Raw genomic sequence first — 16,030 nt, 5'->3', positions numbered from 1 at the left:
CCACCTCCCTCTCCCCAGGGAGGCGAGCCGTCACCACCGGCCACCTCCATCGTTCTTCCTCACCTCGTCGGGACGAAGCGGATCGTCGAGGGGCCACACACTCGCGGAACGTGGAGCCCCCTCACCCCACCCCTCTCCGTCAACATCGAATGTATCCGATGTTGACCTTGCCGAAGGCCAAACTCGGCAACAGCCGAGTTCGGCGCCGGGAGAAGGAGGCACCGGATCCTGCACCGACCTTCCTTCGGTTATCCGCAGGAGAAGGGGCAGGCTTCCGGTGGAAGATGCCAGCCCCGTGCCTTCGGGTTTCAGCCGCGAAGACGGGGTGCCGGGACGACGACGAACGACGGTGGGGCAAGGTGCCGGGTGGCGGGTGGCGGCGACTGCCGCAGACCCCGCCGCCGCCGTCCCGCCACCACGCCCTTACATGGTCGGCTTCGGCTCGGCGTCGTTCACGTTGACGCGGAACATGCCGTCCTTGATCTCCTTCTCGCGCACCAGCACGAGCTCGATCACCTCCGGCGGCACCACCTTCGGGTCGAGCGGGGCGAGGCTCGCGCCGCCATGCGCCATGTAGGAGAATGGGCCGTAATCCTCGGCGGTGAAGGTGCCGTCCATCACCGCCTTGATGGCGCGGTCGATGGTCGGCTCCATCTGCCACAGCGCCGAGGCGATCACCGTGCCGGGATATTGCGCGGAGGTGTCGATGACGTTGCCGATCGCCTTGACGCCCCGCTCCTTGGCGGCGTCGGACACGCCGAAGCGCTCGGCGTAGAGAATGTCGGCACCCTTGTCGATCTGGGCGAAGGCGGCTTCCTTGGCCTTGGGCGGGTCGTACCAGGAGTTGATGAAGGTCACGAGGAACTTCACGTTCGGGTTCACCGAGACCGCGCCCTCCATGAAGGCCTGCATCAGCCGGTTCACCTCGGGGATGGCGTAGCCGCCGACGAGGCCGATGATGTTCGACTTCGTCATCTTGCCGGCCACCATGCCGGTGAGGAAGGACGGCTCGTGGATGAAGTTGTCGAACACCGACAGGTTCGGCTTGGTGGGACCGAAGGACGAGCCCATCAGATAGACGGTGTTCGGGTAGTCAGCCGCTACCTTGCGGGCCGGGCGCTCCACCGCGAAGATCTCGCCCACCACGAGGTCGGCGCCCTCCTGCGAATATTGCCGCATCACCCGCTCATAGTCGGTGTTGGCGACGTTCTCGGAGAATTTGTAGGTGATGTCGCCGCGCGCCTCGGCCGCCTTCAGCGCCTTGTGGATGCGCGACACCCATTGCTGCTCGACCGGCACGGTGTAGATCGCCGCCACCTTGATCGGCTTCGCCTTGGCGGCGAAGGCGGCGCTGCCGAAGCCCCCGAGCGCCAGGGCGCCGGCGCCGAGCGCCAGCAGCTGGCGGCGATCAAGCAGCCCTGACGAAAAAAGCGGCACGGATTCCGTTGATTTGCGCATCTGTCTCACCTCTCCCGAGCCCGGGGCCTCGCCCGTTTCCTGTCGGTCAGCTTATGCGAGTGGCGTGCCAATTTCGAACTGTTTGGTCCGAAATTCACCGCTCGCTGCGTTCACGCTGCCAGCAGGCCAGAAGATAGGTGCGAATGAAAGGCGGCATCGCCTCGTCCACCTCGTCGGGGCCGCGCACCACCACCACGTCGGCGAGTTCGGAACGCTCCTCCGAGGCGATGAAGCCGCGGATGCGGGCGGCAAGAGCGTCGGCGCCGAGCGGGCTGCGCACTTCCCGGATCAAGGCGATGCGCGGGCCGGCGAACACTCCGGTCCAGCCCGCCGCGACCTCGACGTCGGCATGGGTCACTCCCATCTCCTCGCCGAGCTCGCGCATGGCGCTGCCGCTGAGATCGACGGTGCCGTCCGGTCGCAGGTCGCTGAGGTCGGGCGTGCCGGCAGCGAAGTAGATTCGCCCGGCATTGGCGGTCCAGGACGCCATCCGGCCGAGCAGGAAGGCGCCGTCGGCCGCGCGCAATGCCGCCATGGAGAAGGTGTTGCACACCCCCTCGCCCGGAAAGCCGTTGCGCAGCCACCACAGCAGCGAGGCGAAATCGGTCTCGCGGTAGCGGCCGGTCAGTACCCCGTCCGCTACCTGGTGGCGGGCCATCACCAGGATGCGGCCGTTCCACAAGGCAGGATTGGTCGCCGCCTGCGCGGCGAAGAAGGCGTCGACCTCGGCGCGCCGGCTCTCGGCATAATCCCAGGAGCCCGGCTCCAGCCTGAGATCGAGGTGGTCGATCGGCATCACCTGCGCATCGCCGTCGCTGCCGATCATGCGCGTTCACCGCGTGCCGGGGGCCGGGTCGAGACCGGCGTCGCGGCGCCCCGACCGGCGCGCGCCTCACACATGCAGCACGCCCTCTGCCACCACCACGGCGCCGCCGCCGATGGTGACGCGGGTCAAGACCTCGCCCGCCACGTCCAGCCCCAGCCGCACCAGGCTCGACCGGCCCATCTCGACGCCCTGGAGGATGTCGTAGGCGGTAAAGCCCTCCGCCGGCTTCTCGCCCTGCATCAGCACCGCCGCCAGCGCGGCGGCGGCCGAGCCGGTGGCGGGATCCTCGTGGATGCCCATATTGGCACCGAACATGCGGGCGCGGAAATCGCCCTCGCCCTCGTCATCGCGGCAGAACACATAGACGGAATCGGCGGTGCCGCCGAAGGCACTGATCAGCCGCCCGGCGCTCGGGCTGATGCGGGCGAGCGACGAGCGCGACTCCAGCGGGATGCAGACGAAGGGCACGCCCGCCGAGGCGACGACCGGGCGGTAGTCGTCGAAGCCGATATCCGACCGGTCCAGCCCCAGCGCCTGCGCGCAGGCCTCGACGCTCGGCGCCTCCTCGTCGAGGATCTCGGGCAGGCGGGGAACGGTGAAGGTGGCGGTGCCGGCGCGCGGATTGCGCAGGCTGACATGGCACGGCACCGGGCCGGCGCTCTCCTCCAGCACGAAGTCGGTCGACAGTTCGACCTCGTCGCGCAGGGCGAGCAGCACCGCGGCGCCGACCGTCGGATGGCCGGCGAAGGGCAGCTCGTGATTGATGGTGAAGATGCGCAGCCGCGCGCGATGTTCCTCATCGGTCGGCGGCAGCACGAACACCGTCTCCGACAGGTTGAACTCTCGGGCGATGGCCTGCATCTGGTTGCCGTCGAGCCCCTCGGCATCGAGCACGACGGCGAGCGGATTGCCCGCGAGGGCGCGGTCGGTGAAGACATCGAGCACGACGTAGCGGCGGGCCATGGCCTTACAGCTTCTCCGGGGTGAAAACGCGCGAAGGGGTCACGAACTCGTCCTGGGCGGCGACGGTGAGGATCTCCCGCGAGCCGGCCGCCGCGGTACGGGCAAGCAAGCCGTAGGCCGAGGACGCGGCCTTGCCGAGCGCCTCCGCCGTCGAATGGCTGCTTTTCCAATGCACGAAGAACAGGGCGGCGATGGCGTCGCCGGCGCCGTTGACCGAAATGCCCAGCTTGGGCGTGCGCACGCGGTAGCAGCCGTCCGGGCCCGAAGCGAGCATGTCGATGGAATCGGCGGGGGTGTCCTCGGTATGCAGGCTGGTGACCAGGATGACGCGCGGGCCGGTGGCGTGCACCGCCGCGCAGGCGAGGCGGGCATCCGCCAGCGTCGTGGTGGCGCGCCCGGACAGGAAATCGAGCTCGAACTGATTCGGCGTGATGATGTCGGCGGCGGGCACGGCGCGGTCGCGCATGAATTCCGGGATGCCCGCCCGGACATAGACGCCGGTGTCGGTGTCGCCCATCACCGGGTCGCAGCAATAATGCGCGGCGCTGTTGGCGGCCTTCACCCGGCCGACGGCATCGAGAATGGCGTCGCCGATCTGCGCCGACCCCATATAGCCGGACAGCACCCCGTCGCAGCGCGGCAACGCGCCGAGATCGTCGATGCCGTTGACGAGATCCTGGATGTGCTCGGCGCCGAACACCTCGCCGCGCCAGGCGCCATAACCGGTGTGATTGGAGAACTGCACGGTCTGCAGCGCCCACACCTCATGGCCGAGCCTTTGCATCGGAAACATGGCCGATGCGTTGCCCACATGCCCATAGGCAACCCAAGATTGAATCGAAAGGATGTTCATCCGCACGCGCCCCGGCCTTCCAAGAACGATCCGCGCATAGCGTCGCCGATGCAAGGGCACAAACGAAATTAGATGTGCGGATCCATAATGTTGGCGTGTGGCGTGTCGCATGCGATACGCTTTTGGCCGACAATATCCGGTGCTTCGCCACCGCCGACAACCGAAACCGACAACCCCGAGAGATCATGACCGCGATGCTTTCCGCCTGCGCCCTCGCCGCCGCCATTCGCTCGGGCGACCTCGCCCCGGCCAAGGTCGCGGCCCGCTGCGCCGAGGCGATCGCCGCGCAGGAGGGGGAGATCCACGCCTTCACCGCCCTCGACGTCGAGGCGATGCTGGCCCGTGCGCAGCAGCCCGGCCTCGCCGCCCGCCCGCTTGCCGGGCTGCCGATCGGGATCAAGGACACGTTCGACACCGTCGACTTCCCGACTGCCTACGGCTCGCGGATCTACCGGCGCCACCGGCCGGCCGCCGACGCTGCGATCGTGCGGATGATCGCCCGCAATGGCGGCCTCGTCGCCGGCAAGACCTCCACCACCGAATTCGCCTTCACCACGCCGGCGGAGACGCGCAACCCGCACCGTCCTTCCCACACCCCGGGCGGGTCCTCCTCGGGTTCGGCGGCGGCGGTGGCGGCGGGCATGCTGCCTCTGGCCATCGGCTCGCAGACGGCGGGCTCGGTGATCCGTCCCGCCTCCTATTGCGGCGTCACCGGCTTCAAACCGTCCTTCAAGCTGATCCCGATGCTGGGCAGCAAGACCTTCTCCTGGTCGCTCGACACGGTCGGCCTGTTCGCCGCCGGGGTCGCCGACGTCGCCTTCGCCGCCCGCGCGCTCAGCGGGCGCGAGCTGTCGATCGACGCCACCGCCCGGCCGCCCCGCCTCGCCGTCATCCGTACGCCGCGTGCCGGCGCCGCCAGCCGCGATGCCGACGCCGCCCTCGAGGCCGCCATGCGCGCCGCCGAACGGGCGCGGGCGCATGTGCGCGAGGTGACGCTGCCGCCGGAGGTGGAGAGCGCCGACGAGGCCCATGCCATCGTGCAGGCCTATGAGGCGTCGCTGGCGCTCGCCGACGAGTGGGACCGCCATCGCCGCCAGCTCTCGCCGCAGCTCGCGGTCTATCTGGAGCAGGCCGCCGCCGTGACGCCCGACACCTATGACGCGGCCCGGCGCACCACGCGCCTGGCGCGCCACGCCTTCGCCGACCTGGTGGAAAGCTACGACGCCGTGCTGACCTATTCCGCCCCCGGCGAGGCGCCGGAAGGGCTCACCTCCACCGGCTCGTCGATCTTCAACCGGCTGTGGACGCTGCTGGGCGCGCCCTGCGTCAACGTCACCGGCCTGACCGGCGCCAGCGGCCTGCCGATCGGCGTGCAGGTGGTCGGCCGCTTCGGCCGCGACCGCTCCGCCCTCACCGCCGCCGCCTTCATCGAGAAGGCCATCCGCCCGGCGTGAGCCGGCTCAGTTACCGCCGGCCAGATCGCCAATGACGCGCCACAGGCGGTCCTTGAGGCCGACGACGGGGGGCGGGGCGATGAGGATGGCCGGCCCCTCCGCCGGGGTGCCGCGAACGGCCAACCGGCCGACATGGATCTCGCCATCGCTCCGGTAATGCTCGCCGCCGGCGCGGCCGAACAGCGTCGGGCCGAGGCCGGTGACCTGATAGACCGCAACCAGCGCGCGGGCGTCATCGAGGTCGGCGATCAGCCGGTCGCGCACGGCATCGATGTCCGGATCGAGCCGGCGAACGGCGCTGCCGGGCTGATCGGGACGGTCCGAAGTCGCCGCGCCGAGCCAGACCGGCCGCCGCTCGGCGCCGATGTCCAGCACCTTCCACAACAGCACGCGGTCGCGGCGGCCGGTGTCCCCCTGCTCCGCCGTCTCGAAGGCGAGGTCCGGCAGGCGGCCGGCATAGACCAGCAGCGCCCTATCCGGCTCGCCTGCCTGCCAGCCGGCGGCGGCCATGGCGTGCTGGATCTCCTCGCGCGTGCCGACGAGGCCGACGTCGAGCGGGTCGCCGGGGAGTCCCGGAAGGGTCGAGGTGACCATCGGCAGCGGCTTGATGCCCGGCTGCTCGCCGTGGTGGGTCCACAGCCGCGGCGCCATCGAATAGGCGAGCGCCAGCCACGCAAGGAAGGCAAGCAGCGCCCAGTGCCAGACGCGACGCGCCGGCCGACCCGGAGTGGCCATGCCCGCCCCTACTCCGCCGCCACCGATTTGTGGCTGGCCGGATCGTAGTTGAGCACCGGCGCCAGCCAGCGCTCGGTCTCTTCCACGCCCATGCCCTTGCGCGCGGCATAGTCCTCGACCTGGTCACGCTCGATGCGGCCGACGCCGAAATAGGCGGCGTCGGGATGGGCGAAATACAGCCCCGACACCGCCGCGCCCGGCCACATGGCGAAGCTCTCGGTGAGCTCCACCCCGATGGACGAGGTCGCGTCGAGCAGCTTGAACAGCGTCGCCTTCTCGGTGTGGTCGGGTTGGGCGGGATAGCCCGGCGCGGGGCGGATGCCGCGATAGGTCTCCTTGATCAGCGCCTCGTTGTCGAGCGCCTCGTCCGGGGCATAGGCCCAGAACTCGCGGCGCACCCGCTCATGCATGCGCTCGGCGAAGGCTTCGGCGAGGCGGTCGGCCAGCGCCTTCAGCAGGATCGAGGAATAATCGTCATTGGCCTTCTTGAACGCCTCGGAGCGCTCATGCTCGCCGAAGCCGGTCGACACGCAGAAACCGCCGACATAATCCGCCACGCCGCTGCCCTCGGGGGCGACGAAATCGGCGAGCGCGATGTTGGCGCGCCCCTCGCGCTTGCCCATCTGCTGGCGCAGCGTGTGCAGCGTCGCCAGCGGCGCGTTGCGGGTGTCGCCGGCATAGAGGGCGATGTCGTCGCCCACCGCATTGGCCGGCCAGAAGCCGATCACCGCACGGGCGGTGAGCCACTTCTCGTCGACGATCCTCGCCAGCATCTTCCGCGCGTCGTCATAGAGCGCGCGAGCGGCGACGCCGACCTTGGGATCGTCGAGGATGGCGGGGTAGTGGCCGATGAGCTCCCAGGACTGGAAGAACGGCGTCCAGTCGATATAGGGCACCAGCTCGGCAAGGTCGTAGCTTTCGAACACCCGGGTGCCGAGGAAGGTCGGCACCGGAGATTGATAGCCGGCAAAGTCCAGTGCGAGACGGTTGGCCCGCGCCTCTTCCAGCTTCACCCGAACCTTGTTGCGGTCACTCTTGGCATGGGCGTCGGCGAGCTTGGCGTATTCGGCGCGGATGCTCGCCGCATAGTCGGCGCGGGTGTTGTCGTTGAGCAGGTTGGACACCACGCCCACCGCGCGCGAGGCATCGGTGACATAGACCGCCGGGCCGCGCAGATATTGCGGGGCGATCTTCACCGCCGTGTGGACGCGCGAGGTAGTGGCGCCACCGATCAGCAGCGGCAAGTCGAAGCCCTCGCGCTCCATCTCCGAGGCGACATGCACCATCTCGTCCAGCGACGGGGTGATGAGACCGGACAGGCCGATGACGTCGACCTTCTCCCTGCGCGCCACTTCGAGGATCTTCGCGGTCGGCACCATCACGCCGAGGTCGATCACCTGGTAATTATTGCACTGGAGCACGACGCCGACGATGTTCTTGCCGATGTCGTGCACGTCGCCCTTCACCGTCGCCATCAGGATCTTGCCGGCGGCGGGAGCATCGGTGAGGCCGAGCTCCAGCTTTTCCGCATCCATGAACGGCATGAGGTAGGCCACCGCCTGCTTCATGACGCGGGCCGACTTCACCACCTGCGGCAGGAACATCTTGCCGGCGCCGAACAGGTCGCCGACCACGTTCATGCCGGCCATCAGCGGGCCTTCGATGACATGCAGCGGCCGCGCGGCGGCCGCGCGTGCCTCCTCGGTGTCGGCCTCGACGAATTCGGTGATGCCGTTGACGAGGGCGTGCTCCAGCCGCTTCTCCACCGGCCAGGTGCGCCAGGTAAGGTCGGCCTCCTTCTTCTCGCGCCCGCCGCCGCGGAACCGCTCGGCAAGGGCGAGCAGCCGCTCGGTGGCGTCGTCGCGGCGGTTTAGCACCACGTCCTCGCACGCCTCGCGCAGCTCCGGCTCGATCTCGGAATAGGGCGCGAGCTGGCCGGCATTGACGATGCCCATGTCCATGCCCGCCGCGATGGCGTGATAGAGGAACACCGCGTGCATCGCCTCGCGCACCGGCTCGTTGCCGCGGAACGAGAAGGAGAGGTTCGACACGCCGCCCGACACATGGGCGTGCGGCAGGTTCTGCCGGATCCAGCGCGTCGCCTCGATGAAGGCGACGCCGTAGCCGGCATGCTCCTCGATGCCGGTGGCAACCGCGAAGATGTTCGGATCGAAGATGATGTCCTCGGGCGGGAAGCCGACTTCCTCGACGAGGATGCGGTAGGCGCGGGCGCAGATCGAGGTCTTGCGCTCGAACGTGTCGGCCTGGCCCTGCTCGTCGAAAGCCATGACGACGACGGCGGCGCCATAGGCACGCACCAGCCGGGCATGATGACGGAAGGCGTCCTCGCCCTCCTTCATCGAGATCGAGTTCACGATCCCCTTGCCCTGGATGCACTTCAGGCCGGCCTCGATGACGCTCCACTTCGACGAATCGACCATGATCGGCACGCGGGCGATGTCCGGCTCGGCGGCGACGAGGTTGAGGAAGGTCACCATCGCCTTCTCGCTGTCGAGCAGGCCCTCGTCCATGTTGACGTCGAGCACCTGCGCGCCGTTCTCCACCTGGTCGCGCGCCACCGCCAGCGCGGCGGTGTAGTCGCCATTGGTGATGAGCTTGCGGAAGCGCGCCGAGCCGGTGACGTTGGTGCGCTCGCCGATGTTCACGAAGGTGGCGACGGGTGCGGTCATGACGCCTGCTCTTGATGCGGGGTGACGGAAGGACGGCGGAGTCGGGAACGGGTGGCGGTTCTCATGCCCGCATCTCGAAGGGTTCGAGGCCCGACAGGCGCAGGCGCGGGGCGATCTCCGGGAGGTCGCGCGGCGCATGCGGGGCGACGGCGCGGGCGATGGCGCCGATATGGTCCGGCGTCGTGCCGCAGCAGCCGCCGACGATGTTGACGAGACCGGAAGCGGCGAACTCGCCGACCAGCTTGGCCATCGCCTCCGGGCTCTCGTCATAGAGGCCGAACTCGTTGGGCAGGCCGGCATTGGGATAGGCGCAGACGAAGGTGTCGGCGATGCGCGACAGTTCGTCGATATGGCCGCGCATCTCCTTGGCACCGAGCGCGCAATTGAGCCCGATGGAGAAGGGCTGGGCGTGGCGCAGCGAATTCCAGAACGCCGCCGGGGTCTGGCCGGACAGTGTGCGGCCGGACAGATCGGTGATGGTGCCGGAGATCATCACCGGCACGCGGATGCCGCGCGCCTCGAACAGCCGCTCGATGGCGAACACCGCCGCCTTGGCGTTCAACGTGTCGAAGATGGTCTCGATCAGCAGGAGGTCCGAGCCGCCGTCGATCAGCGCACCGGCCTGCTCGCCATAGGCGGTGGCCAGCTCGTCGAAGGAGGTGGCGCGGAAGCCGGGGTCGTTGACGTCCGGCGAGATCGAGGCGGTGCGGTTGGTCGGCCCGATGGCGCCGGCGACGAAGCGGCGGCGGCCGTCCTTCGCCTCGGCCAGCTTCGCGGCCTCCTTGGCCAGCTTGGCGCCCTCGAAGTTCAGCTCGTAGACGAGGCTCTCCATGCCGTAATCGGCCATGGCGATGGTGGTGCCCGAGAAGGTGTTGGTCTCGACGATATCCGCCCCGGCCATGAAATAGGCGAGGTGGATGTCGCGCACCGCATCCGGCACGGTGAGGTTCAGCAGGTCGTTATTGCCCTTGAGGTCGCGGTTCCACGACTTGAAGCGCTCGCCGCGATAGCCGGCCTCGTCCAGCTTCAGCTGCTGGATCATCGTGCCCATGGCGCCGTCGAGCACGAGGATGCGCTCGCGGGCGGCGGCCTGGAGGGCGGCGAGGGTGTCGGTCCGGGATACGGTGTCAGCCATGGCGGAGCACTTTCTGCTCCCTCTCCCCGCGGAGAGAGGGTTGGGGTGAGGGGTACCGCCGCGCAATGTTTCGAGAATGCGGAGCGGAACGCCGTCTATGTTCGTCAGCACGTCGTTATTGCAGAAACGGATGACCAGATAGCCACACGCCTCGATCATCTAGGTTCTATCGACTTCGGTCTCAGGGCCGTGTTGCCCGCCGTCGCGTTCGACCACCGATTGGATATCGGGGCAGAGCAATCGACCGTGAAGCGATCGATCGGCGCCTGCCGCCGGAACTTCCAACCATCCAGCGGCCGGTTGCGGAGCGTGACCAGAAGAGAAACTCAGCGTCCGTCTGGTCTCGGCGCAACCGGCGCGCACGAAATATCTTAGCGTCCATCCCCCTCACCCGCCGCTCCGCGGCGACCTCGCCCCAGTAGGGAGAGGTAAGCAAGACGCTCACGCCGCCGCCTGGCCGTTGCCCTGCCCTTCCGCATTCTGCGGCGGGCGGATGCCGAGCAGGTGGCAGATGGCGTAGACGAGGTCGGCGCGGTTCAGCGTGTAGAAATGGAACTCGGTCACGCCGCGATCGACGAGGTCGAACACCTGCTCGGCCGCCACGGCGGCGGCGATCAGCTTGCGGGTCTCCGGATCGTCGTCCAGCCCCTCGAAGCGGCCCGCCAGCCATGCCGGCATGTAGCAGCCGGTCTTCTCCGCAAAATTGTTCGCCTGCTTGAAGTTCGATACCGGCAGGATGCCGGGCACGACGGGAACATCGATCCCCCGCGCGCGCACCTTGTCGAGGTAGCGAAAATACAGGTCATTGTCGAAGAAGCACTGGGTGATCGCCCGCGTGGCGCCGGCCTCGACCTTGGCCTGGAGGATGTCGAGATCGGTGTCGAAGGACGGGCTCTCCGGGTGCTTTTCCGGGTAAGCCGATACGGAGACTTCGAAATTCGCGATGCGGCGCAGGCCGGCGACCAGATCGGCGGAGCTCTTGTAGCCCTCCGGGTGCGGCTCATAGGCCTGGCCGACCCCGCCCGGCGGATCACCGCGCAGCGCCACGATATGGCGCACGCCGGCATCCCAATAGCCGCGCACCACCTCGTCCACCTCGCCCTTCGAGGCGGCAACGCAGGTGAGATGCGCGGCGGGAGCGAGGCGGGTGTCCTTGACGATGCGCTCGACGGTGGCGTGGGTGCGCTCGCGGGTCGAGCCGCCGGCGCCATAGGTCACCGAGACGAATTTCGGTGCCAGCGGCGCCAGACGGGTGATGGAGTTCCACAGCGTGGCCTCCATCTCCGGCGTCTTGGGCGGGAAGAACTCGAACGACACCGAAATCGGCCGCCCGCCGGAGCGGCGGCTGCGGCGCTCGACATCCGACGACATCAGGCGACCTCCTTGTGCTTTTGGGCGGGCTGCGTCGCGCGCGGATCGCGGGCCAGCCAGAGAGAAACGGTAAGTTTTCCATCGGCTTGCGGGGCAAGCGGGCGATGCGAGCGCGGCACCAGCCCGGCCTGGGACAGCCAGTGCTCGACCACCTCCGGCGCGAAGCCGAGGCGACGATGGGCGTGCGCCTCGCGCAGGAATTCGAGGTCGTGCGGGGCGAAATCGACCACCAGCAGATGCCCGCCGGGCTTCAGCACCCGCGCCGCTTCCTTCAGCGCCCGCGGGGCGTCCTCGAGGAAGTGCAGCACCTGGTGGACGATCACCACGTCGAAAGCGTCGCGCGGCAGAGCGAGGCTGTAGATATCCCCCTGCCGCACCGTGCAATTGCGCGCGCCGGCCCGCTCCAGATTGGCGCGGGCGACGGCGAGCATGTCGGACGACAGATCGATGCCGACGCCGCGCTCGATGCGCGGGGCAAACAGCTCCAATATGCGCCCGGTGCCGGTACCGAGATCGAGAAGCGAAGAAATCTCAATGCCTTGAAGGGCCTCGAGAATGGCCTGCTCGACCTGTTCGTCGGGGGCGTGCAGGCGGCGCAGCGCGTCCCATTCATGGGCGTGGGCGCGGAAATAGGCCTGGGCATGGGCGGCGCGGGCGGCGCGCACCGCCTCCAGCCGCTCATGGTCGCGCAAGAGGATGTCGTCGTCCGGCGCCATCAGGGCGAGCAGCGCGTCGCTGAGGGCGGCGGCGGGGGTCTCGGCGGCGCGGCGGTAGAACACCCAGCTGGCCTCGCGGAAGCGCTCCACCAGCCCGGCTTCGGCCAACAGCTTGAGATGCCTCGAAATTCGGGGCTGCGACTGGCCGAGGATTTCGGTAAGCTCGGAGACGGTCAGCTCGCCTTCGCCCAGCAGCGCGAGCAGGCGCAGGCGCGTGTCCTCACCGGCCGCCTTGAGGCCGTCGAGCAGGGACGCGAAGCTGAGCGGCGATGCCGGCATGGAGCCCTCGATGAGATATAAAGATATCTTTATGTCTTTTCGCCAGGGGATGCAAGGGAAGTCAGATGCAAGGGAAGTCGTGGGGGAGTCGGCGACCCGGTCGACAAGGCGTCGGCCCGGCCGCCGCACAGGGCAGTGAGGTGTAGGATGAGGACGATTTCGCCGACCGGGGCGACCGATCAGGCCGATGCGGCGGAATTCGGCGTCCGCCCCGGCGAGGTGACCCATGAGCTGCCGGCCGCTCCCGATGCCGGGGTGTATTTCATCGGCCGGCTGCGCACGCCCTGGACCAGCCGCCGGGACTGCCCGAAGAACGGGCGCGAGTCGCAGGCGGTGTGCACCGTCGAACTCGATCCCGCCCTCGCCCCGGCGCTCGACGGGCTGGCCGGCACCACCCATCTGTGGCTGCTCTACTGGATGGACCGGGCGCCGCGCGACCTGCTCGTGCAGGTGCCCCGCACCTATGGAAGGGGACGCGGCACCTTCGCGCTGCGCAGCCCGGCGCGGCCCAACCCCATCGCGATGAGCGCGGTGCGCCTTTTGGGCATCGAGGGCACCCGACTCACGGTGACCGGGCTCGACTGCCTCGACGGCACGCCGCTCATCGACATCAAGCCGTATTTCGCCTCCACCGACTGCCATCCCGAGGCGGTGGTGGGCTGGCACCGCGAGCGCGAAATCGCCGATGGCCGTGCGAGCAGCAACGACTTTTCAACGATTTCGAAACCATAATGCCCCGGTCGACGTTAACGACATAGGACAGGGTTACTGTTGCTTATATGCATCGCCCATGCGTTTCGTGCATGGCTGAAGCACACTGGACCATTCGTGACTTAGTCTTGTCTTGAACCCGCCTTGTTCCTGCGTCATGTCGTCGTCGCAAAGGTTGTGGCATTCACTCCAGTAGGCTTGATGATGGTCGTTCGCCTAGGTTTCGCTCCCGCGGTCGCTCTGGCCCTTCTGACGTCGGTCGGTACGGCCGGCGCCCAGTCCTATCCCGTCGAGGCCACGCAGTCGGCCGAGCCGGTGCCGGGCACCGTCGAGGTGCCGGCCGCCATCGATCCCTACGGCACGTCGAGCGCCCCGGCGCAGGGCGGCGTCGCCCCGATCATGGCCCCGCCGGCCACCGCCGGCGCGCCGGCCCCGGTTTCCGGCTATGCCAATGGCGGCACCCCGTCGGGCTATCCCACCGGTGCCTATTCCGGCCAGCAGCCGGCCGGCTACACTGCGCCCAACTACGCCGCGCAGTCGGCTCCCGGCACCACCGCGGCACAGCCCGGCTATCCCGCCGGCGCCTATTCCGGCCAGCAGCCGGCCGGCTACGCCGCGCCGAACTACACCGCGCAGTCCGGCCCCTATACACCGCCGGGCCAGGTGCATGCCGCCGCCCCGGCCGGCCAGCCGGGCTATTCGGCTCCGCAGCAGCAGCAGGTGATGGGCGCCAACGGCGCCTCGGTCGCCACGCTGCCGCCGGAGGATCAGCCGGAGGAAGGCCCGCCGAAGGAACTGCCCGCCAATCTGAAGCGGCAGACGGTGGACTACGCGACCACCCAGCCCCCAGGCACCATCATCATCGATACGCCGAACACCTACCTCTATTACGTGCTGCCCGGCGGCAAGGCCGAGCGCTACGGCATCGGCGTCGGCCGCGACGGCTTCACCTGGTCCGGCACCGAGAAGATCTCCCGCAAGGCGGAATGGGCCGACTGGCGCCCGCCGGCGGAGATGATCGAGCGCCAGCCCTACCTGCCGCGCTTCATGGCCGGCGGCCCCGGCAACCCGCTGGGCGCCCGCACCATGTATCTCGGCGGCACCATCTACCGCATCCACGGCACCAACCAGCCGTCCACCATCGGCCAGTTCATGTCCTCCGGCTGCATCCGCATGCTGAACGAGGACGTCGAGAACCTGTATGACCGCGTGAAGGTCGGCACCAGGGTCGTGGTGATGCCGGGCAACCCGGCGGCCAAGACCGCCGATGGCAGCGCCGCGATGCAGCCGATGCCGGTGAGCGCCGCCGGCGCGCCGAACGTGGCGGTGCGCTGAGGCCATCTCTCCGGCGGGCATTCCCGCCGGAAGCCTGACGACATGAAATCGCCCGGACGAGGGATCGTCCGGGCGATTTTCGTTTGCGGATCGAACAGAACGGGCGGCCGCCCTCACCGCCCCCACAGGCGCTGGGCGGGCACGCGCACCTCGATGGCGCTGCCGGCGACGAACTCGCCGGGCCGTTCCACCCAGGCGACGAGGCCGCGCCGGCCGCGCGCCGCGCCGACAAAGGCGAGGTCGAGGCCGGTCCGGCCGGGATGATGCCGCGCCACCGCCGCCCCGGCATGGCGGCAGGGCGCGTTCTCCCCCTCGACCGCCAGGCAGGCGCCGCCGGGAAAATGCAGCCGGGTGCCGGGCGGCAGCGCGGTCAGGTCCGGTAGCCCCTCCACCACCAGATTGGCGCCGAGCCAGGACGGCTCGATCACCGGCAGCTCCAGCCGGCCGGCGATGAGGGCGAGTTCGTCCGGCGCCACCAGCGTCAGCTGCCGCGTGTTGCGGATCGGCGTGCCGCGCGGATACCACGGCACCCGCGAATCGGCCTTGCGGGTGAAGCCGCGATGGCGGTCGCCGGCCAGCCCCTCGAAATCCACCGCCGCTCGCTCCACCGGGCGGGTGAGGAAATCCGCGCCGTCGGCAATGAGCAGCAGCGACAGCCGCGCGGCCAGTTTGCGGGCGGGCACGGTGGCGTCGTCGAACAGCGGCAAGGTTTCGTTCATGCACGGATCTCCGCGAGTGTAGGACGGATATTAACCGCCCCGCACGACGCCGGGGAAATGCGGACTGCGCGCGGACACCGACCGGTCTAAGATACCATCGTTTCCCGCCGCGCACCGGAACCCCGCACCGGGGTGGCGCGTTTGCGCTCCGTCGGCGCGGCGCCAGCATGAAGGACGAGACCCGATGTCGACCCCGACCGATTCCTTCCCCTCCACGCCGGCCGGCTCGCTCGCGGGCCACCTGCACGAACTGCGCGCCAAATGGGGGTGGTTCGTCGCCCTCGGCATCATCCTGATCGTGGCCGGGGCGATCGCGCTCGGCAGTTCCTACGGGCTGGTGGTCGGCACGCTGATCTCGGTCTACTACATCGGCGCGATGATGGTGGTCGCCGGCATCGCCCAGATCTTCCACGCCTTCGCGGTGAAGGGCTGGGGCGGCTTCTTCTTCTGGCTGCTCGACGGCCTGCTCTATCTGGTGGCCGGCGTCATCGCCTTCACCAATCCCGACCTCGCCGCCGCCGTGCTCACCCTGCTGCTCGGCATCTCGTTGATCGTCGGCGGCCTGTTCCGGCTGGTGGCGGCGTTCAAGCTGCGCCCGGCGGCCGGCTGGGGCTGGATCCTGTTCTCCGCCGTCATCGCCGTCCTGCTCGGCATCGAGATCACCGTGCAGTGGCCGATCAATTCCATGTGGATTCTCGGCCTGTTCCTCGGCGTCGATCTCATTTTCAACGGCTTCACGGTATTGATGCTCGGGCTCGGACTGAAGAAGAAGTAAGCGAGGTTTC

13 protein-coding genes and 1 pseudogene are annotated in these 16,030 nt (G+C 68.8%); 4 read left to right on the top strand and 10 right to left on the bottom strand.

Annotation, left to right across the window (positions count from 1 at the left end):
- Positions 1-423: 423 nt before the first annotated feature.
- The 4 genes from KHC28_RS19960 to pdxY form a co-directional block, all read right to left on the bottom strand.
- Positions 424-1,458, bottom strand: coding sequence for a BMP family protein (locus KHC28_RS19960; protein WP_214010129.1), 1,035 nt, complete (start codon positions 1,456-1,458; stop codon positions 424-426).
- A 94-nt stretch (positions 1,459-1,552) separates the two neighbouring features.
- Positions 1,553-2,284, bottom strand: coding sequence for an NUDIX hydrolase (locus KHC28_RS19955; RefSeq protein ID WP_214010128.1), 732 nt, complete (start codon positions 2,282-2,284; stop codon positions 1,553-1,555).
- Positions 2,285-2,350: 66 nt separating this feature from the next.
- Positions 2,351-3,247, bottom strand: a complete 897-nt coding sequence (locus KHC28_RS19950; RefSeq protein WP_214010127.1) for a PhzF family protein — start codon at positions 3,245-3,247, stop codon at positions 2,351-2,353.
- Between the two features lie 4 nt (positions 3,248-3,251).
- Positions 3,252-4,100, bottom strand: a complete 849-nt coding sequence (gene pdxY, locus KHC28_RS19945) for a pyridoxal kinase PdxY (RefSeq protein WP_214010126.1) — start codon at positions 4,098-4,100, stop codon at positions 3,252-3,254.
- A 185-nt stretch (positions 4,101-4,285) separates the two neighbouring features.
- Here pdxY and KHC28_RS19940 point away from each other — a divergent pair, with 185 nt between their 5' ends.
- Entirely contained in the window at positions 4,286-5,554 is a 1,269-nt protein-coding gene (locus KHC28_RS19940) for an amidase (protein WP_214010125.1), read from the top strand.
- A gap of 6 nt (positions 5,555-5,560) precedes the next feature.
- On the opposite strand, the gene KHC28_RS19935 is transcribed toward KHC28_RS19940, so the two are convergent.
- The 5 genes and pseudogenes from KHC28_RS19935 to KHC28_RS19915 all read right to left on the bottom strand — a co-directional run bounded on the left by KHC28_RS19935 (position 5,561) and on the right by KHC28_RS19915 (position 12,480).
- Positions 5,561-6,289, bottom strand: coding sequence for an LssY C-terminal domain-containing protein (locus KHC28_RS19935; RefSeq protein WP_214010124.1), 729 nt, complete (start codon positions 6,287-6,289; stop codon positions 5,561-5,563).
- A gap of 8 nt (positions 6,290-6,297) precedes the next feature.
- Positions 6,298-10,114 (bottom strand): annotated as a pseudogene (gene metH / locus KHC28_RS19930) (methionine synthase).
- Positions 10,115-10,269: 155 nt separating this feature from the next.
- Positions 10,270-10,407 carry a hypothetical protein gene (locus KHC28_RS27515; RefSeq protein WP_246565059.1) on the bottom strand — a complete coding sequence of 46 codons (138 nt, stop codon included), beginning with the start codon at positions 10,405-10,407 and terminating at the stop codon, positions 10,270-10,272.
- Positions 10,408-10,555: 148 nt separating this feature from the next.
- Positions 10,556-11,485, bottom strand: a complete 930-nt coding sequence (gene metF / locus KHC28_RS19920; protein WP_214010123.1) for a methylenetetrahydrofolate reductase [NAD(P)H] — start codon at positions 11,483-11,485, stop codon at positions 10,556-10,558.
- Positions 11,485-12,480: an ArsR/SmtB family transcription factor gene (locus KHC28_RS19915; RefSeq protein ID WP_214010122.1), complete on the bottom strand. Its 996-nt coding sequence runs from the start codon at positions 12,478-12,480 to the stop codon at positions 11,485-11,487. The genes metF and KHC28_RS19915 overlap by 1 nt, the downstream gene beginning before the upstream one ends.
- Before the next feature lie 147 nt (positions 12,481-12,627).
- Between KHC28_RS19915 and tsaA the strand changes: the two genes are divergently transcribed.
- Together tsaA and KHC28_RS19905 are read left to right on the top strand one after the other, a co-directional pair.
- Positions 12,628-13,212, top strand: a complete 585-nt coding sequence (gene tsaA / locus KHC28_RS19910) for a tRNA (N6-threonylcarbamoyladenosine(37)-N6)-methyltransferase TrmO (RefSeq protein ID WP_214010121.1) — start codon at positions 12,628-12,630, stop codon at positions 13,210-13,212.
- 180 nt (positions 13,213-13,392) lie between these two features.
- Positions 13,393-14,526: a L,D-transpeptidase gene (locus KHC28_RS19905; RefSeq protein ID WP_214010120.1), complete on the top strand. Its 1,134-nt coding sequence runs from the start codon at positions 13,393-13,395 to the stop codon at positions 14,524-14,526.
- A gap of 113 nt (positions 14,527-14,639) precedes the next feature.
- Here the strand turns inward: KHC28_RS19905 and KHC28_RS19900 are convergent, their stop codons facing one another.
- Positions 14,640-15,245: an MOSC domain-containing protein gene (locus KHC28_RS19900; protein WP_214010119.1), complete on the bottom strand. Its 606-nt coding sequence runs from the start codon at positions 15,243-15,245 to the stop codon at positions 14,640-14,642.
- Positions 15,246-15,429: 184 nt separating this feature from the next.
- Here KHC28_RS19900 and KHC28_RS19895 point away from each other — a divergent pair, with 184 nt between their 5' ends.
- A complete protein-coding gene (locus KHC28_RS19895; RefSeq protein WP_214010118.1) occupies positions 15,430-16,020 on the top strand; it encodes an HdeD family acid-resistance protein in 591 nt (196 codons plus the stop codon).
- Positions 16,021-16,030 lie beyond the last annotated feature (10 nt).

The sequence above is a fragment of the Ancylobacter sonchi genome, from assembly GCF_018390695.1.
Classification (GTDB): Bacteria; Pseudomonadota; Alphaproteobacteria; order Rhizobiales; family Xanthobacteraceae; genus Ancylobacter; species Ancylobacter sonchi.
The sequence above is the reverse complement of the archived record's forward strand: the minus strand, read 5'-3'. Positions and strand labels throughout refer to the sequence as shown.

What these genes read in the sequence shown, in the direction of transcription:
- KHC28_RS19960 (WP_214010129.1), bottom strand. Translation starts at nt 1,458, where the DNA reads ATGCGCAAATCAACGGAATCCGTGCCGCTTTTTTCGTCAGGGCTGCTT.
- KHC28_RS19955 (WP_214010128.1), bottom strand. Translation starts at nt 2,284, where the DNA reads ATGATCGGCAGCGACGGCGATGCGCAGGTGATGCCGATCGACCACCTC.
- KHC28_RS19950 (WP_214010127.1), bottom strand. Translation starts at nt 3,247, where the DNA reads ATGGCCCGCCGCTACGTCGTGCTCGATGTCTTCACCGACCGCGCCCTC.
- pdxY (WP_214010126.1), bottom strand. Translation starts at nt 4,100, where the DNA reads ATGAACATCCTTTCGATTCAATCTTGGGTTGCCTATGGGCATGTGGGC.
- KHC28_RS19940 (WP_214010125.1), top strand. Translation starts at nt 4,286, where the DNA reads ATGACCGCGATGCTTTCCGCCTGCGCCCTCGCCGCCGCCATTCGCTCG.
- KHC28_RS19935 (WP_214010124.1), bottom strand. Translation starts at nt 6,289, where the DNA reads ATGGCCACTCCGGGTCGGCCGGCGCGTCGCGTCTGGCACTGGGCGCTG.
- metF (WP_214010123.1), bottom strand. Translation starts at nt 11,485, where the DNA reads ATGTCGTCGGATGTCGAGCGCCGCAGCCGCCGCTCCGGCGGGCGGCCG.
- KHC28_RS19915 (WP_214010122.1), bottom strand. Translation starts at nt 12,480, where the DNA reads ATGCCGGCATCGCCGCTCAGCTTCGCGTCCCTGCTCGACGGCCTCAAG.
- tsaA (WP_214010121.1), top strand. Translation starts at nt 12,628, where the DNA reads ATGAGGACGATTTCGCCGACCGGGGCGACCGATCAGGCCGATGCGGCG.
- KHC28_RS19905 (WP_214010120.1), top strand. Translation starts at nt 13,393, where the DNA reads ATGATGGTCGTTCGCCTAGGTTTCGCTCCCGCGGTCGCTCTGGCCCTT.
- KHC28_RS19900 (WP_214010119.1), bottom strand. Translation starts at nt 15,245, where the DNA reads ATGAACGAAACCTTGCCGCTGTTCGACGACGCCACCGTGCCCGCCCGC.
- KHC28_RS19895 (WP_214010118.1), top strand. Translation starts at nt 15,430, where the DNA reads ATGTCGACCCCGACCGATTCCTTCCCCTCCACGCCGGCCGGCTCGCTC.